15 protein-coding genes are annotated in these 15,899 nt (G+C 37.3%); 6 read left to right on the top strand and 9 right to left on the bottom strand.

Annotated features, from left to right (window positions below; genetic code table 11):
* Nucleotides 1-8: 8 nt before the first annotated feature.
* Together HDE68_RS17775 and HDE68_RS17780 are read right to left on the bottom strand one after the other, a co-directional pair.
* The gene (locus tag HDE68_RS17775) at nt 9-563 is read right to left on the bottom strand and encodes a hypothetical protein (protein WP_183883576.1); all 555 of its coding nucleotides are present in this window, start codon (nt 561-563) and stop codon (nt 9-11) included.
* A 17-nt stretch (nt 564-580) separates the two neighbouring features.
* Complete coding sequence (locus HDE68_RS17780) at nt 581-1,879, bottom strand: hypothetical protein (RefSeq protein WP_183883577.1); 1,299 nt, start codon at nt 1,877-1,879, stop codon at nt 581-583.
* Between the two features lie 129 nt (nt 1,880-2,008).
* Between HDE68_RS17780 and HDE68_RS17785 the strand changes: the two genes are divergently transcribed.
* Complete coding sequence (locus tag HDE68_RS17785; RefSeq protein ID WP_183883578.1) at nt 2,009-2,656, top strand: hypothetical protein; 648 nt, start codon at nt 2,009-2,011, stop codon at nt 2,654-2,656.
* Nucleotides 2,657-2,906: 250 nt separating this feature from the next.
* Here HDE68_RS17785 and HDE68_RS17790 read toward each other — a convergent pair whose 3' ends face one another.
* Both HDE68_RS17790 and HDE68_RS17795 read right to left on the bottom strand, forming a co-directional pair.
* Entirely contained in the window at nt 2,907-3,704 is a 798-nt protein-coding gene (locus tag HDE68_RS17790) for a metallophosphoesterase family protein (protein WP_183883579.1), read from the bottom strand.
* Nucleotides 3,705-3,738: 34 nt separating this feature from the next.
* Nucleotides 3,739-4,419: an ArsR/SmtB family transcription factor gene (locus HDE68_RS17795; protein ID WP_183883580.1), complete on the bottom strand. Its 681-nt coding sequence runs from the start codon at nt 4,417-4,419 to the stop codon at nt 3,739-3,741.
* A gap of 159 nt (nt 4,420-4,578) precedes the next feature.
* Between HDE68_RS17795 and HDE68_RS17800 the strand changes: the two genes are divergently transcribed.
* Nucleotides 4,579-4,914 carry a hypothetical protein gene (locus HDE68_RS17800; RefSeq protein WP_183883581.1) on the top strand — a complete coding sequence of 112 codons (336 nt, stop codon included), beginning with the start codon at nt 4,579-4,581 and terminating at the stop codon, nt 4,912-4,914.
* Between the two features lie 20 nt (nt 4,915-4,934).
* Here HDE68_RS17800 and HDE68_RS17805 read toward each other — a convergent pair whose 3' ends face one another.
* Both HDE68_RS17805 and HDE68_RS17810 read right to left on the bottom strand, forming a co-directional pair.
* Nucleotides 4,935-6,629 (bottom strand): patatin-like phospholipase family protein, encoded by a 1,695-nt coding sequence (locus HDE68_RS17805; RefSeq protein WP_183883582.1) that lies wholly within the window; start codon nt 6,627-6,629, stop codon nt 4,935-4,937.
* A gap of 84 nt (nt 6,630-6,713) precedes the next feature.
* The gene (locus tag HDE68_RS17810) at nt 6,714-8,597 is read right to left on the bottom strand and encodes a gamma-glutamyltransferase family protein (RefSeq protein ID WP_183883583.1); all 1,884 of its coding nucleotides are present in this window, start codon (nt 8,595-8,597) and stop codon (nt 6,714-6,716) included.
* An 87-nt stretch (nt 8,598-8,684) separates the two neighbouring features.
* Here HDE68_RS17810 and HDE68_RS17815 point away from each other — a divergent pair, with 87 nt between their 5' ends.
* Complete coding sequence (locus HDE68_RS17815) at nt 8,685-9,269, top strand: PhnA domain-containing protein (RefSeq protein WP_183883584.1); 585 nt, start codon at nt 8,685-8,687, stop codon at nt 9,267-9,269.
* 23 nt (nt 9,270-9,292) lie between these two features.
* On the opposite strand, the gene HDE68_RS17820 is transcribed toward HDE68_RS17815, so the two are convergent.
* Nucleotides 9,293-10,624: an FKBP-type peptidyl-prolyl cis-trans isomerase gene (locus HDE68_RS17820; RefSeq protein WP_183883585.1), complete on the bottom strand. Its 1,332-nt coding sequence runs from the start codon at nt 10,622-10,624 to the stop codon at nt 9,293-9,295.
* A gap of 144 nt (nt 10,625-10,768) precedes the next feature.
* Here HDE68_RS17820 and HDE68_RS17825 point away from each other — a divergent pair, with 144 nt between their 5' ends.
* A complete protein-coding gene (locus HDE68_RS17825) occupies nt 10,769-11,494 on the top strand; it encodes an IclR family transcriptional regulator (protein ID WP_183883586.1) in 726 nt (241 codons plus the stop codon).
* A gap of 84 nt (nt 11,495-11,578) precedes the next feature.
* Here HDE68_RS17825 and HDE68_RS17830 read toward each other — a convergent pair whose 3' ends face one another.
* Together HDE68_RS17830 and HDE68_RS17835 are read right to left on the bottom strand one after the other, a co-directional pair.
* Nucleotides 11,579-12,532, bottom strand: coding sequence for an aldo/keto reductase (locus HDE68_RS17830; RefSeq protein ID WP_221300787.1), 954 nt, complete (start codon nt 12,530-12,532; stop codon nt 11,579-11,581).
* 483 nt (nt 12,533-13,015) lie between these two features.
* Nucleotides 13,016-13,849, bottom strand: coding sequence for an AraC family transcriptional regulator (locus HDE68_RS17835; RefSeq protein WP_183883587.1), 834 nt, complete (start codon nt 13,847-13,849; stop codon nt 13,016-13,018).
* Nucleotides 13,850-13,937: 88 nt separating this feature from the next.
* On the opposite strand from HDE68_RS17835, the gene HDE68_RS17840 reads away from it, so the two are divergent.
* Entirely contained in the window at nt 13,938-15,110 is a 1,173-nt protein-coding gene (locus HDE68_RS17840; RefSeq protein WP_183883588.1) for an MFS transporter, read from the top strand.
* On the top strand, nt 15,107-15,850 hold the full coding sequence (locus HDE68_RS17845) for a metallophosphoesterase family protein (protein WP_183883589.1): 744 nt from the start codon (nt 15,107-15,109) through the stop codon (nt 15,848-15,850). The genes HDE68_RS17840 and HDE68_RS17845 overlap by 4 nt, the downstream gene beginning before the upstream one ends.
* The last annotated feature ends 49 nt before the right edge of the window (nt 15,851-15,899 follow it).

The following is a 15,899-nucleotide window of genomic DNA, read 5'->3' on the forward strand; positions in this document are numbered from 1 at the left end:
ATTAATTATTACCTGGTCAATTCCTTTCTGATCTGTTTGACTTTTGCATAAAATCCGATACTTTCTTTATCAATGAGGAAATCCATTGTTTGAGTCAGTTCATCTTTAATCCAGCTATGCTGTATACTTAGATTAGCTAAAATATTCAAACAATGTGATTTGATTGCGACAGGAACCTGCTTGTCAATAAGCCAGCTAAAAGCAATCTCTGCCAGAATTCCAGTATTGGAATCTATTATGATATTTTTTATCTCTAAGGATGCATTTTTTTTGGTCATCAACGCCAAAATCTTACTGTAATGCCTGCGTGCTGACATATTATTTTGCAGGGGAAACTTAGTTAGAAAATATCCGGCAGACAGTAAGAACCTTTCCTGATGTAAAGTATATATATTTTCTAATATCCATGCTGCCCTGAACCCCATTTGCTTATCCTCATGAAAAGTTAAATCAATTAATTCTTCAACTGAAAAGGTTTTACAGGCTGCAATTTCAGCTAGCTTTTCTACCTTACTTTTTTGAAGCGTTGTTTTGATCATTTCGGGCAGCGCACTGTATTGCATAATTTAAAATAGTTATTTTATTTAAACTGTTCTTGATAGCGCTTCGCACCAGGTGTTTCCAATTCGATATTTTTCACCTCGCCAGCACCTTCAAATTCTACACGGAGCCCCACAATCTCTTTCAAATCCTGTTCTTGTGAGGTACTGAAAATCTGTTTATCATTCAAATATATTGTTATTTTTTTATGCTTAACCTCACATCTCAGGTCTTGAAAACTTCCAAAATCACATCCAAAAGCACTCATATCGGTAGTTTTGCCAGTAATCCATTTTTCACCCGCCAGTAATCCAATATCAGCAGTACACCCTATATTAGCCAATGGTATTATAATTGCCTTTCCTTTACCTAAAATAACAATATTTGTTCTTCGGCAAACAGCCTGTTCCAGCGCAGATGTATTTCTCAGTCTTGCACTTAAGGTGAAATTTCTGGCATCAATACCTTCATATTCTTTAACGTTTGAGAATTTCACCCAGGTATTATTAAAGACTACTGTTCCGGTTTTCTGTGCTAATAAAGTACCTGTTACCCCCATATATCCAGGATGCCTGATTTCTTTATCTGATAAATAAACAGGAACCGGATTTTTATCAATAATGCCTTTCCAGCCTTTGGTTTTGATAAAAACAGCTGTTTCTTTTTGAATAGAATCATTCACTATTAATTTAGCTAAAAAATAGCCTGGATGATAGTAAATAGAAGTGTGTACACTATCATTAGAGGATATTTTTTCACGGCGTGCCGGGTCCCATGATTGCTGGATGTAAATACTGTCTTTATCTGAAGCTGAAATATGAAAATTAAATACAACGGAATTGGGCAAATCGTCCGTTAATTTTCTACTTGCAAAAGTGCTGACCCTGGTACTATTTTTATTGCTCAGGCCCCAGAAAAGAACCGTACAAAAAATCAAAAGACCGGCAATACCTAATAGATTTTTATAAGAATAGCTGAATAATGGCCTCAATACACTTTCTTTATTCAATGCAGGCAACGGTGCTTCATTGCTAGCAGTCACCAGTGCTTCACTGATAGGATGATTTAAAACATGGTGTAATTTGAAATCTCTCCAACTCTTATAATCGGCGTAACGTGCCAATGCATTTAAGGTAACCATAGCAGGGAAACTCTGATACCTTACTTTCCCCCAGATCCTTTTCAAGGTGGATATGCTTAATTGTACCTGAGTCTTTTCGAATATTTTAGCTCTAAGTTCCTCATATTCTTCGCTTCCCCAGGAATCACTGTCACCCCAATTTACTAATTGTTCAATTTGTTGTCTGCATAAATGCAAATACTCTTTTTCTTCTTTCATTTAATTTACAGGATAGAACAATTCGGGATAAAAAACATCATTGAATGAACTTGAACCAAGTTGAACGCCTATTCCGCTTCTTTTGTCAATGATTTTCCCAGTTTTGGCTAAAGTTAAAAATCAACACCTATGAACGGAAATTATTACTTCAAAATCTTCTTTATCTTTTTCTTCTCTGCAGGAACTTGTGTTGCGCAGCAAAATATTAATTATGATTTAAGTACAGCACTCAAACAGCATAAATTACTGTTTGATGCTAAACAAAGTGTAACTCTTATTGAAGATCATCCTATGCACGGCGTATCTGCTAATGGAATTGTCTGGCTGGGCGACACTGAGTTTTCAACCGGAACAATTGATATAGATTTAAGGGGCAAAGATATTTTTCAGCAAAGTTTTTTAGGTATAGCTATCGGGCCTGATACCACGACATATGAGGCTGTATATTTTCGTCCGTTCAATTTTCAGTCAACAGATGAGATCAGACGAAATCACACGGTACAATATATTAGTCATCCTGATTATCCCTGGGAAAAACTCAGAGATGAATTTCCTTTGGTTTATGAGCATGCAACCAAACCTTTTCCATTGGCAAAGGACTGGTTCCACGCAAAAATTGTAATTGACAAAGATGAGATTTCAGTATATGTAAATCATTCTTCAGCAATATCTCTCCATGTTAAAAGACTAAATAAGATACAAAAAGGTATGCTCGGATTATGGACATATGGCTTGAAAGGTGATTTCGTCAATTTGAAAATAACTAATACAGAATAATATTATTCTATAAATATTTTTTATGTTTGCTATCTAATAAAAAAAAGACATGAAAGATAACGCAATACCAGCCCTTTTAGGCTTCTTCTACATTGGTGTATGGGCATTCATCGTTTTGGGCGTTTTATTCTGCTCTTAATCTGATAAATTATCCATTTGTAACAACTCGCTTTCCGCTTACAATAGTATTTATATTTAATATTGTAAGCGTATTCAGCAATTGTTAATGTTTATCGGGCAACTCCCCTGCTCAGTTGTTTTGTGCTGATCCGACCGGATTTTCAGTTAAATTATTTCGTGTAAATAACTTTACATCAGTGCTTAGCGCATTGCCGTCAATCCTGATCAATCTATATCCGAATACTGAACTATCAATTTCAATGACATCAGATTCTTTCTCTATCTGATAGGAACATGCCGGGGACGAATACTGCCGGATATTTCCCACTGTTAATTCATCAGTCATATGATAGTGTCCGCAGAAAATGATAATTTCTTTTTCTAATCCCAATAAAACATCCCGTATTTCTGCTCTCCCATTTAAAGCAGCACCAATGCTATCCAGCGGAGTCTTTATTTCCAGAATGGGATGATGTATAAAAATGACTAGCTTTTTTGTGCTACTCAGTTCTTGTTTTAACCAGTTAAACTGACTTTTACTAACAGAATTAGACGAAGAATCAAGATATAGATATTTAAAATAATCGTCTTCCAGTGTATAATACAATTCGTTAGTATGGTTATGTCTATAATATTTGCTGACCTCTGCATAGGTATCATGATTTCCTAAAACCATTAATAAATTGATATCAAAAGAATTAACAACATCAAAGAACCATTGATTCATTTCTTTAGTACCAATATCACCTCCAAATACGAGTTCATTAATTCCATTTTTCGCTATATCTTCCAAAATAAAAGTCAAATGGTCTTTATTTTCCTTTGAATTATTATCGTATCGCATAGTTTGCGAATGAGTGTCCTTTTCGAAAATAATTCTCTGGCCCAAATGGGCATCTGTTAAATAAGCAATTGTTTTAGCAGCCATATATTTTATAAAAATCCCTCTTTCTATATTATTCTTAAATTTTTATCCCTAAAGCCTCATATAAGGCTAATTGCCCTTTTGAAGTAATTGTCAAAACACGTGAATTCCCGACTTTCCGCATCCAGTCTTCTGCAATTGCCTTTTTTAAAATAGCAGTAGCCAATGACCCTGCCAAATGAGATCTACGCTCACTCCAGTCAAGACATGGTCTTGCAAAAGGGCGTTTTTGCCGGAGCAATACATCAGTATCAATACCAAATGCCTTAAAAAAAACAACACCTTTATCTGTTAAATCATAAACCTGATCTTTTTCAACAAGGTATCCGGATATTAATAAGCTGTCCATTATAACCACACCTGCTGTCCCTGCAATATGATCATAGCAGGTTCTGCAATATTCAAAAGGAATATCTTTAATAAGCGGTACTATCTTTTCTTTTTGCAGCGGAACCAGATTTGATATCGCTTCTACTGCATAAGCGACTTCGTCCCTTCCATAACTAAAATACTTATGTCTGCCCTGACAGCTAACCTTCAACAGATTAGCCTGCACCATCTTGCTCAGATGTGCACTTGCACTTTGAGGAGATACATCTGCAAATAAAGATAATTCTGTTGCGGTATACGCCCTGCCATCTAATAATACCCACAACATTTTGATCCGTGCAGGCTCACCTATCAATCCGGCTATATGCACCAGGTTTTCGAGTTCCATTTCCAAAGATAATCTATTGATAAAACACATATTTCATTTTAAAATGAAATATGTGTTTTATTCCATAAGCATATAAAACCTGTCAGAAAAGAACAAGAATTAACAGACAGTTAGCTAATTAAAAATTAAATAATTATCTTTGTTATTTAAGACTATCCAATGATTAAGCTACTGCCCATTTTTTTAATTTGTTCCCTGTTTAGTTCCTGTATAAAAGTAACCGACGGCCCTTATTCTGATTATAGATTTGAAGTTTCCTGCGACAATTGCCTGATTAAGATTCAAAGTGGGTTTGATTTTCAAAGTTACCATGTACGAGGATTTCAGTCAATACCTTATAATCACACTCTTCCTTTAATTACAGTATCATTATGGACTGATAATAATATAGACTATACTACTGTAAAATTTGTAGGCAGCGGTTATAACAGAATCGTGTTTGATGATGATCTTTACTATGATGATCCTGCAGTTGTAGTTGATCTGCGTTTGTAGCACAAAAAAACTTATTGTGATTATTTAAGCAGTTGCCAGCGGTTCAGCTCATCTCTGATCGTTCCCAGCACTGCTTTGGTAATCATTCCTCTGAGCAAAATCCTTGTTCCTATCCATAAAAAGAATTTGTGAACTGGTTTATACCTGACCAGATTAAGAATAAGAGACTGTACTCTTTTTTTCATTGCAGTATTAAATCTGTGAATTACAGACCAGTCTAATGCAGGCCAGTTACTGCCAGAACTGAACGTAAATTCTGGAAAAGTATAATCAACTTCATTTACTATTGGGATAATCTGCCAGTTACGATCTACCCGGGAACGATATTTATCGGCATCAATCCCTTCATAACCGGCCTTAAAAATTGGGTTCTCATTTTTAGCACTATCAGGAATTGTAAAATAATCACGCAAGAATATTTTACAATTATACCGGCCCAGAAAATAATCATGTACTCTGAACTCCTTATTCAAAAAACCGCTGAATCCACCTAATGCACCACATGCAATTGCTTTTTCGCCCTGAGCATGTATGATAGTACCATCGGCTTTCCTGAATTCCCGCGAAGGATCAATCAGGTACTGTCCCGCACAATTTTCATTCATTGCATCCACAACCTGATCAGGTTTTGACCGCATCTGACTGATCATAGCAGATAATGTCAGCCCAATTACATGCATTAGCCGGTCAATTAACTTAATATCCACCGGTTTACTGCCAGGAAAAGGTGCGATCATCAGTACAGTAGAATTAAAAGTATTGAAATTATTATACAATTCGGGCTCTGCCTGTCCGCAGGCTTCACTCAGCACATCTCTGACCTTATCAAAAGGATCATTGTTGATCATCCCCCCATCAATATTTAAAGATTGATAAGGATCAGTATTGATCTGAATCGCATGCAGCATCTTTTGATCAAACAATGGATTATTATTGACGATATCTTTAGGCCGGGTTACCCTTCTGGCTTTAAAGCCTACAGGAAAGGCGCCTGTTGCCATAGCTGCTTCTATAGCCGTCTGCGCATTGATTCCGGCTCTAAAGTTAAGCGGCATCCAGCCAGACTGCTTGTTTGCTGCAGATTTACCATCAGTCAGTTCAAAGCAGGCATAATCCTGATGAACCTGCATATAATAAGGACGCTTTGAGCCTTGCGCATTAAAATTCACATTATAGGTAAAACCGCCAAGATTGGTCAGTGTAGTAAATAATTTCAGCTTTCCTGGAAAATAAGATGGCAATGGCTTCCAGGAGATTGTTTCTGGATTTTCAGGCTTCAGGACCCTTTCTGCTATCTGATCAATAAACGCGCAATTCAGTGCAGATACTACGGTGTTTTTGATATCCTCTGTATCCAGCATTTTAGAAAACATATCCTTGCTGGTCAGGTCTACCCACGAATGATATAAAATATGATCTTTATGTTCTTTCAAAAGATCAGTTCCAGGTTTATCAATCGCATACATCTTCTGCTGTAAGGCAGCAGCAGTAATCAAGGCTGTCATTCCTCCCGCCGAAGCACCTCCCATGACCGGCACCTCCACTTTATGTTTTGGAATTCCAGGCTGCCCTCTAACCTTCTCATACGCTTCCAGGGCTTCTAGTAAATAATCCATGACTCCTGCTGTATAGGCACCTGCAGATACTGCCCCTGCCATACAAATACCCAGATGAAAATGACCAGGTTCTTTTGGTAAATTCCTGTTATCGTCCATAATTGAAATCAGTATATTTTTACACGCTATAACAAAGATAATGAAGACATTACAACAATCATCCTTTACAATCTCTTATTAAAATTACCAGCCTATTCCATAATCTTCTCCATGGTTACTGGACCCTCCCCATAAACTCTGGTGTTTCCAGTCAAAATAAACAGCATTGACCGGCCCGCTGGTACGGGCTCCAAAACTTAAAATATAACCCATTTTCTTCAGCTCATTTCTGGTCGCCTCTGTCGTATTATCATTTAATAATATCTGTCCTGGTTTAGGCTGGCGATCGGTGGTTTTAGTTCCCCCTAATGATAACCAAAGTTGATTTGTATTGAAGTTAGCTGCTTCTGTAGCCTGCTGTACATTCATTCCAAATTCTGTAACATTTAAAAAGAACTGTAAAAGATTCTGATCCTGTGTATCTCCGCCCTGTACAGCAGAAGCTAAAAATGGTTTACCATCTTTTAAAGCCATAGAAGGCGATAATGTTACCCTTGGTCTTTTGCCGGGCGCTACGACGTTAAAAGGGTTTAAAGCAGAGTCTAATACAAAACTTTGCATACGCTGACTCATCCCTATGCCAGTTTTTCCTGCAATACAGGCTGGCAGCCAGCCGCCACTTGGCGTTACAGAAACGACCCAGCCCTCTTTATCAGCCGCCTCTATCGAAGTAGTGCCTAACCAAAGTCTATCCTGATAAGCTGCATCCGGAGAGTTATTGGTCATATCATGCTGAGGAGCAAAATTTCGCCTGCTCAGATCCGGTTCGTAACCCCTGTCCTTAAGCAATTTGATATATGGATTTTTCTTTCCTTCGAATGGATATGGGTCACCAGGGCCAATATTAGGATCATTTTTCTCGTATTGTATGAGTTTGGCCCTTTGTTTTGCATACTCCTTACTTAGCAAACCTTTCATAGGTTCATCGGGTTTAGCATAAGAATCACCATAGTAAAAATCACGGTCTGCAAATGCAAGGTTCATTGCCTGATACAGCGTATGGATATATTTCGGGCTATTATAACCCATACTTTTCAGGTCAAAATTCTCCAGAATATTCAAAGCCTGCAACATCACCGGCCCCTGTGTCCACTGCTGCAATTTATAAACGTCAATTCCTTTATAATTTACCTGCAATGGCTCTTCTTCCAGCGGTTTCCATTTCGCCAGGTCATCCATTGTAATTAATCCACCCTGCTCTTTACCGCTGCGTACAAATTCTTCAGCGATATCACCCTTATAAAAACGATTATATGCAGCCATTATAGCCTGTTTCCTGGTTTTACCTTGCTTTAAAGCTTCCTTTTCTGAGGAAACCATTTTCCGGAGTGTCTCCAGCAAATCTTTTTGAACAAAGATTTCACCTGCCTCAGGGGCTTCACGTTTTTCACCGGGATGTGTCAGAAATACTTTTTTACTATAAGGCCATTTTTCAATATTAGATTTTCCACGTTCTATACTATTCGCGGCCTGCGCTTCTATAGGATAACCAGCAGCCATTTCCATTGCAGGCGATAATACCTGCTCCAGACTTAGTGTTCCATAATTTGCCAGCATATATAAAAGTCCGCCGGGTGTACCCGGGGTTGTTGCTGCCAAAGGCCCATATTCAGGAGGAAAATTATATCCCTTACTTTTAAAGAAATCTACAGTAGCACCGGTTGGTGCAACGCCCATTGCATTAATGGCAATCACTTTTTTAGTTTTTGGATTATAGATCAACGCCTGAGTTTCACCTCCCCAGCTTAATGTGTCCCACATCGTACAGGTAGCTGCCAGCATAGCACAGGCAGCATCAACAGCATTTCCACCTTTTTGAAAAGTCATAGCACCCGCTGTTGCGGCTAAAGGTTTACCGGTAATAGCCATCCAGTTGCGACCATGTAATATAGGTTTTTGTGTTTGCTGTGCTGCTAAAGGCAATACAGAAACTGCAGAGAGAAATAACGCCGATACAAAATGCTTCATAAGGATCTATTAACAGGTAAAACAGGCAATTTTAAAAGAAGCCGCATAAAATATTTATCTTCGCGCTCTTTACTATAACTGAAAGATATGAAATTGGAAGAACAACTATTAAAAAGAAGCGAAAACAAATGTGAATTATGCGAATCTGCTGAAAATCTTACAGTATATGAAGTACCGCCTCAATCAAGCAGCAATGATGATAACTGCATCATAATTTGCGATAAATGTCTGGCGCAAATTGAGAAGAAAGAGACACTGGACAACAAGCACTGGGGTTGTTTAACAACTAGTATGTGGAGTGAAGTACCGGGTGTACAGGTAGTTTCATGGCGCATGCTCAACCGCCTTAGTAACGAAAGCTGGGCAGCTGACAGTCTTGATATGATGTATCTTGATGATGAAAGAATGGCCTGGGCCAAAGCTGCTGGTGGTTTGGATAACGATACTGATACTGTTGAATTCCACAAAGATAGTCTTGGCGCTTTGCTTCAAACAGGCGATACTGTAGTTTTAACAAAATCGTTAGATGTAAAAGGTTCTCAATTGAATGCTAAGATGGGCACAGTTGTAAAAAACATCCGTTTAGTAGATAACAATACTGATCAGATTGAAGGTAAAATCGAAGGACAGGTTATCGTAATCCTTACCAAATACGTAAGAAAACAAGGATAATTTCCGCTATATATTGATATGAATCAGGAGGGATCTGACTCCAGGACCTCCACTTCATAAACCAATGCTGCTCCGGCAGGAACATCCTGGTCCCCTGCATTTCCAAAAGCTAATGAGGCTGGAATATACAATATCCATTTAGAGCCTTGCGGCATCAGCATTACGCCTTCCTGCAACCCGGCAAAGGCTTTATCCAAATGATGTACCCACGGCTTTTTATGCGCATAAGTACTCCATATTTCTTTCCCACTGATCAGTTTTGCCGTATATTGAAGCGTTACTCTGTCTTGCATAGTTGGCTTAGGCCCCTTCCCCTGCCTGATAATTTTATATTGTAAACCTGAAGGCATGACAACCACACCAGGCTGTTTTTTATTTTTCTCCAAAAAAGCAATACTTTCCTGTTTTATCTTTTCGCCAGGATCTTGCCTATTGAAAGCATCATGATAAGATAGATTAGGCTTTAAATAGATTTTTTTATTCGCGTAATCAAGAATAACATTAAAGCGTTTAATAACCTCAATACCTAAAATCCCCAGATAACCATCCTTAGGTTCAGCTTTATCATTGATAGTTAACCTGATGGGCATTTCCCCAAAACTAAACCCATTGAATGACATAGACTTAATCCCAGCCAGCTGATCTTGTGTTGTAAAACTTAATCCTCTGCTCATATTCGTCGTAGTTTCACCCAGTTTACTGTTAAAGTCATGAAATTTACTGAATGGAGGGCTCACAATTAATGTAAAAATACTTCCCGTATCAAACATGACCCGTCCGGTAAAGGTCTCTCCGTTTGCTAAAGTAATTGAGATAGGAAAACGCGGAATCAGCACACCTCTGTTAAATTCAAAAGGAATGCCTGTATATCCAGTGGTATCAACTGCTTTAATCTGATCATAAAGCAATATCTTTTTATGATCAAAATCCAGTTTTGTGACATATTTGTTTAAAACTTCGTATCCTATTATCCCTTCTATCTTTGAGCCGGTTGAGGTAGAAAGCGAAGCAAAATTAATCAAAACCATATCTATGTTTTTAAGCTCAACATCACCCAGTTTTATATTTTGATTTAAAGCCATCACATATTTCTGGACTCCGCCCGATCCTGCAATAGATGCAACTTGCCTGTTATTCTTGCTTATGCCCGCATGTGCTGCAGCCAAAGAATCTATGGTCATGCCCGTAGCTCCGGAATCAAAAACAAAGTTTAAGCTATCATGTTGATTGACTTGTACTTTAATAAAAAGATGTGTTCCGTTAAATTCAAAAGGAATTTGTGCAACCTGTGCCTTTAACCCGGTTTTAACTGTTAATATTAAACAGATCATTAGTATCCTTTTCGCAAATTTCATCTGATTGTTTTTATGTTACCGCGAAGGTATTGAAGGGATAGGGTTCCACTATCCTCAACTGTCTGTTAGCATTACCTTTAAAAAAAGAAACAAATGACGCTATAAAGGATTTAAACCGTAAATTTATTCCATATTAATGAACTTATGATTCAGTCTGTTAAGAGAACTTTTGATATCCTTGAATATATCGCTAAAAATGGCAATATGGTAAGGCTTAATGATATTGCGCAGGCACTTGACCTCAATAAAACTACTGTACACAATTTTTTAGACTCCTTAAAACAACTGGGTTATCTGGAACAGGATGATCTTAGCCCCCGTTATCAGATTACTCCAAAACTGCAATGTCTTTACGCACCTGACATTTCATCAGCTAAATTAAAGAAAGAATTGCGTCCTGTACTGGAAAATATCACTGCCGCTACAAAGGAATCCTCTTATCTGGCCATTCAAATGGGTGCATTTTACAGACATGAACTAAAATGTGAACCCAACAGAGCAGTAAAGATTTCTTTAAAAATGGGTAAGCCTTATGAAATGACTAAGACCGCAATTGGAAAAGTATTTCTGACCTATTCTGCTTATTTACAAGCTAATCAGATCAAATATCACGGCAAAGAACATTTTTCGGGAATGCTGCAGGAAATTAAAGCCATAGAAGATTCAGGTTATGCTTTAGATGTGCAGCAGTATGACCAGGATTTAAACTGTGTAGCGGTACCTTTATTCTATCAGCGTAAAATTATAGCTGTTATTTGTGTCTCAGGGCCATCTTACCGTTTCCAAAAACCTCAATTTGCCGAAGCTATACGGATAATCAATGATGCTTTGAAAGATTTGAGCAAATACACAACCTGTCTACCTGCTTAAAGATAATTAACTGCTTTAAAAATAAATCCTGCCCTTTTAAAAAAGACAGGATTTTATTTGTGTGATAAACTTCTCCTGTTATGTTTAGAAGGCACCTGCTGCATTGAGCAGATCTACAGATGCCTGGTCCAGTGTCAGTTGTGTAGCTCTGATTAAATCATCCAGCTGCCCGATATTTGTTGCACTTGCAATTGGAGCAGTGATAGCCTGATTTGCTAAAAGCCATGCAATGGATACTGCTGCAGGGTTTGTCTTAAATTTTGAAGAGACTTCATCCAGTGCATTTAATATTTTGAACCCACGGTTAGTCATATATCTTTCGACAAAACCACTCCTTTTACTGTTTTGTAAATCTTCAACCTTTCTATATTTACCGGTCAAAAACCCACTGGCCAATGAGAAGTAATTAATTACACTGATAGAATTTGCTGTAGTAACCGGCTTAATATTTTCTTCAAAACCAGCGCGGTCAAACAGATTATATTCTGGCTGAAAGGTTTGATACTGTGGTAAACCATTTGTTTTACTGATTTCCAGTGAAGCTTTCAATCGCTCTGCCGTAAAATTTGAAGCCCCGATAATACGGACTTTGCCTGCTTTAATTAATGTTTCATAGGCTTCCAGAGTTTCTTCAATTGGTGTTTCCAGATCGTCATAATGAGACTGATACAAGTCGATATAATCCGTTTGTAAACGATTTAATGACCCTTCAACAGCCTTAATTATATAAGTTTTACTTAAACCCTTTTTGTCTGCACTCAGTTCTGCCCCTACTTTTGTCGCCAATACGATCTGATTCCTTTTTCCTGACTTTTTCAGCCATCTCCCGATTGCTTTTTCAGATTCTCCGCCTTCCAGGCCATCAACCCATGCAGAATATACGTCGGCTGTATCAATTGCATTAAAACCATTAGCAGTAAAATGGTCCAGCAGTTTGAAAGTCATCTGATCATCGGCCGTCCAGCCAAATATGTTAGTTCCAAATACCAAAGGAGCAATACTAATATCTGAGGCACCTAATTTTCTTTTTTGTATCATGATTAATCATTTATATCTACAGGCCAAATTATAACATTAATAAACAAATGAAGACACAATAAATAGAAAACACACATTTGTTCTGCATTATTGAACTTATTACAAACTGAATGATTATATATAGTATAATTTCAATAACAGATTTTGACCAGATTTTGCTAAAAGGTATTAAAAACACCTGTTAATGAGTCGCTTGTTTCCTGAAAAGTCACTTTATATATTGGCTCAGATTTTCAAAAAAATCATCCTTTTCTTAATATAAATAAAGATTGCATATGGTTAAAAAACTACCAATCCATCTCCTTAAAGGACTCATCAAATTCACCCCCGAACAACTTGAAAAGCATCTCAAAGAACAAGAAGGAAAATTCTTTGACTTAGGTAAATGGAATAGCGAGAGTCACAGTTCAGGTATTTTTATTGACCTTTCTCAAATCAGATAGGTAAATATCAGTGCGGCAACCATACTATTGATCATACAGCTTATTTTTTACGGGAATCCTTAGGGTTCCCGCCCCCCTGATTTTTAAAAAACTTATTGAAATGACTTAAATCTGTGAAGCCAAATTCATTACTGATCTCTTTCATCATCAGGCCGCTGAACTTTAACCTGTTTTCTATCAGTTTGAATTTATAGTCACCAATATATTTTTTAACAGAGATACCCATTTGTCTTTTAAATGAACTGCTTAAATGATTTGGCGATAGATTAAATTGTTTTGATAAGGCACTTAAACGCAAACTTTCAGGAGTTTGAATATTCACATGAATATAATTCATCATTTCAATGAACAAACTTCCGTGAGGTAAATTACCGGGAATCAGCTGATAGATAGCATTTCTTTTAATTATAGCAAAAACACTGCGGATCAAATAAAAAATAACTTCATTTGAAGTATTGTTTTCCTTCCATTCTCTAACAATCATCCATATGATATAATCAATTTTATCAATTTCATCTTCAGACTTTACCAGACGGGAATCATATGTATTACTGATTACTAATAAATGATCAATTAGTTTATTCCATTCATTTTTGACAGACTCATTAGATGTCCCGTCCAGATAAACATTGCTGAATTTTAAAACACTGAACTCTGTTTCTTTGTGAATGATTAAAGTATGGTAATCATCCGGAGCAAGCAAAAACAGACATTTACCCTCATAAGGGTTAAGTTCCCCGTTTAATTCATGGTATCCACTCCCCGAATGAATAAACATCAGCTCAAAATGATTATGGTTATGCACCGGATATGGCCAGGTGTCTGTTTTAAAATGCCTGATAAAAAGAGGCTCATGCTGGATAAATCTTTCCAATTGATATTTTTTACAAATATACTGTTTAAATGTACAATTTGTAATCCCCCACTAAACGTACGTTTGTATTAAGAATCAGAAAAAAAACATGACATCGGAAAAACCAAACTTACATCCTGCTATCATTCCATTAATGGCAGTATCAGCGGGAGTTATAGTTGCAAATATTTATTATAATCAACCTATCTTAAATGAAATCGGACAATCCTTACATGTAAGTGAGAGTCAGATAGGCAGAATATCTATGCTTTCACAGCTCGGATACGGTCTTGGTATGTTTTTTTTACTGCCATTGGGCGATAAACTAAACCGCAAAAATCTGATCCTCCTGCTTTGCGGTTTGCTCATACTCACTCTTGTACTTTTTGCTTATTCATCCAGCCTTACCGTAATATGTTTACTCAGCTTTCTCGTTGGGCTTTTCTCTACACCTGCTCAGATTATTTTACCGATGGCGGCAACATTGGGTAAAGAAAACAGGGGTAAAAATGTAGGAAAGGTCTTTAGTGGTATACTGGTTGGTATTCTCGGTGCAAGAGTATTAAGTGGTCTGATCACTGAGTGGCTCGGATGGAGATATGTATATGGCATCTCAGCTTTTATGGTTTTGACAATGAGTATATTGTTAAAGCTATATCTACCAGAAGTAACACCCAGATTTAAAGGAAGTTATTTAAGTCTTTTAAAATCTACCCTGGCACTGGTCAAAGAATACAGGGTTTTAAGACAGGCCGCCTTATTAGGAGCTTTTACTTTTGGTGTGTTCTGCTCTTTCTGGACCACGTTAACCTTCCATTTAAGTAGTCCTCCATTAAATTACCATACCGGAACTATAGGTTTATTTGGTCTGATAGCTATTGGCGGTGCATTGGTAGCACCCTATTTTGGTAAACTGGCAGATAAAGGGAATGTTTATGGTTCTTTACTGCTAACTGTTTCAATGATTATCGGAAGTATCATTCTGATCAAGATTTTCCCTTATTCCATACCAGTTTTGATTGTCAGTGTTTTCTTTTTAGATATTGGTGTTCAAGCCACACAAATCACCAATTTTACCCGCATTTATAGTCTTCATGAAGATGCACACAGCCGGTTAAATACGATTTACATGACCACATACTTTATTGGTGCGGCCGTGGGTACTTTTTTTGGTCTGTTAAGCTGGAAATTAGGACAATGGAGTCTTTCAACTTCTCAGATGTTGTTATGGAGTTGTATTGCATTGTTGATCGTAATGGTGTCTAAACGTTATAAATCATGAGCCTGATAGCTATTTTTAGTGATGTTCATGGAAATCTGCCTGCACTTCAGGCTGTTTTAAAGGATATTGAAAAAAGAAAAGCCGATCAGGTATATTGCCTTGGAGACCTGGTAGATTTTGCTCCCTGGACCAATGAAGTGATTGAAACCATCAGAGCGCTGCAAATTCCGTGTCTGATGGGCAACCATGATGAAAGAATAGCTTTTGACTATGAAATTATTCCACTGCAGAAACATAATCAGCAAGAGACTAAAGCAAGGGCAGCAGCAATTAATTATACAAAACGTACAATTAAGGAAGAGTGCAAAGCCTATCTGGCAGGCCTTCCGCGTCAGATGAAATTAACTTATAACATTAAAGGAATTCCTGTTAATCTAAGGCTAGTACATGGCAGTACCAGAAGTAACGAAGAATACATTTATGAAAATCACGATCTGAATGATATCTATGAAATGTTAGGTGAGCAGCAGACAGATATACTTGTTATGGGGCATACACATGAGTCTTATATCAGAACAATTGCTTCCAGAACCAGAAATATGGATCAGATAATTATCAATTGTGGCTCTGCCGGCAGATCGAAAGAAGGAAAACCACTGGCAACTTATCTTTTAATAGCTATCAGTGAAGAAGGTATAAAACCAGAACTTATCAAATTAGCATATCCGGTAAATAAAGTGATCAATGGAATTTTAGAAAGTGATATTCCCGACTTTTATGCTGATTTCTTAAAGAGTTAGCTATTATTTCTGGCGGGCTTATATAATATTGCGGGCTGCTCAAATAATA

The organism is Pedobacter cryoconitis, assembly GCF_014200605.1.
Taxonomy (GTDB): Bacteria; Bacteroidota; Bacteroidia; order Sphingobacteriales; family Sphingobacteriaceae; genus Pedobacter; species Pedobacter cryoconitis_B.

What these genes read in the sequence shown, in the direction of transcription:
- HDE68_RS17775 (WP_183883576.1), bottom strand. Translation starts at nt 563, where the DNA reads ATGCAATACAGTGCGCTGCCCGAAATGATCAAAACAACGCTTCAAAAA.
- HDE68_RS17840 (WP_183883588.1), top strand. Translation starts at nt 13,938, where the DNA reads ATGACATCGGAAAAACCAAACTTACATCCTGCTATCATTCCATTAATG.
- HDE68_RS17830 (WP_221300787.1), bottom strand. Translation starts at nt 12,532, where the DNA reads ATGATACAAAAAAGAAAATTAGGTGCCTCAGATATTAGTATTGCTCCT.
- HDE68_RS17800 (WP_183883581.1), top strand. Translation starts at nt 4,579, where the DNA reads ATGATTAAGCTACTGCCCATTTTTTTAATTTGTTCCCTGTTTAGTTCC.
- HDE68_RS17780 (WP_183883577.1), bottom strand. Translation starts at nt 1,879, where the DNA reads ATGAAAGAAGAAAAAGAGTATTTGCATTTATGCAGACAACAAATTGAA.
- HDE68_RS17805 (WP_183883582.1), bottom strand. Translation starts at nt 6,629, where the DNA reads ATGGACGATAACAGGAATTTACCAAAAGAACCTGGTCATTTTCATCTG.
- HDE68_RS17785 (WP_183883578.1), top strand. Translation starts at nt 2,009, where the DNA reads ATGAACGGAAATTATTACTTCAAAATCTTCTTTATCTTTTTCTTCTCT.
- HDE68_RS17845 (WP_183883589.1), top strand. Translation starts at nt 15,107, where the DNA reads ATGAGCCTGATAGCTATTTTTAGTGATGTTCATGGAAATCTGCCTGCA.
- HDE68_RS17825 (WP_183883586.1), top strand. Translation starts at nt 10,769, where the DNA reads ATGATTCAGTCTGTTAAGAGAACTTTTGATATCCTTGAATATATCGCT.
- HDE68_RS17795 (WP_183883580.1), bottom strand. Translation starts at nt 4,419, where the DNA reads ATGGAACTCGAAAACCTGGTGCATATAGCCGGATTGATAGGTGAGCCT.
- HDE68_RS17820 (WP_183883585.1), bottom strand. Translation starts at nt 10,624, where the DNA reads ATGAAATTTGCGAAAAGGATACTAATGATCTGTTTAATATTAACAGTT.
- HDE68_RS17815 (WP_183883584.1), top strand. Translation starts at nt 8,685, where the DNA reads ATGAAATTGGAAGAACAACTATTAAAAAGAAGCGAAAACAAATGTGAA.
- HDE68_RS17810 (WP_183883583.1), bottom strand. Translation starts at nt 8,597, where the DNA reads ATGAAGCATTTTGTATCGGCGTTATTTCTCTCTGCAGTTTCTGTATTG.
- HDE68_RS17790 (WP_183883579.1), bottom strand. Translation starts at nt 3,704, where the DNA reads ATGGCTGCTAAAACAATTGCTTATTTAACAGATGCCCATTTGGGCCAG.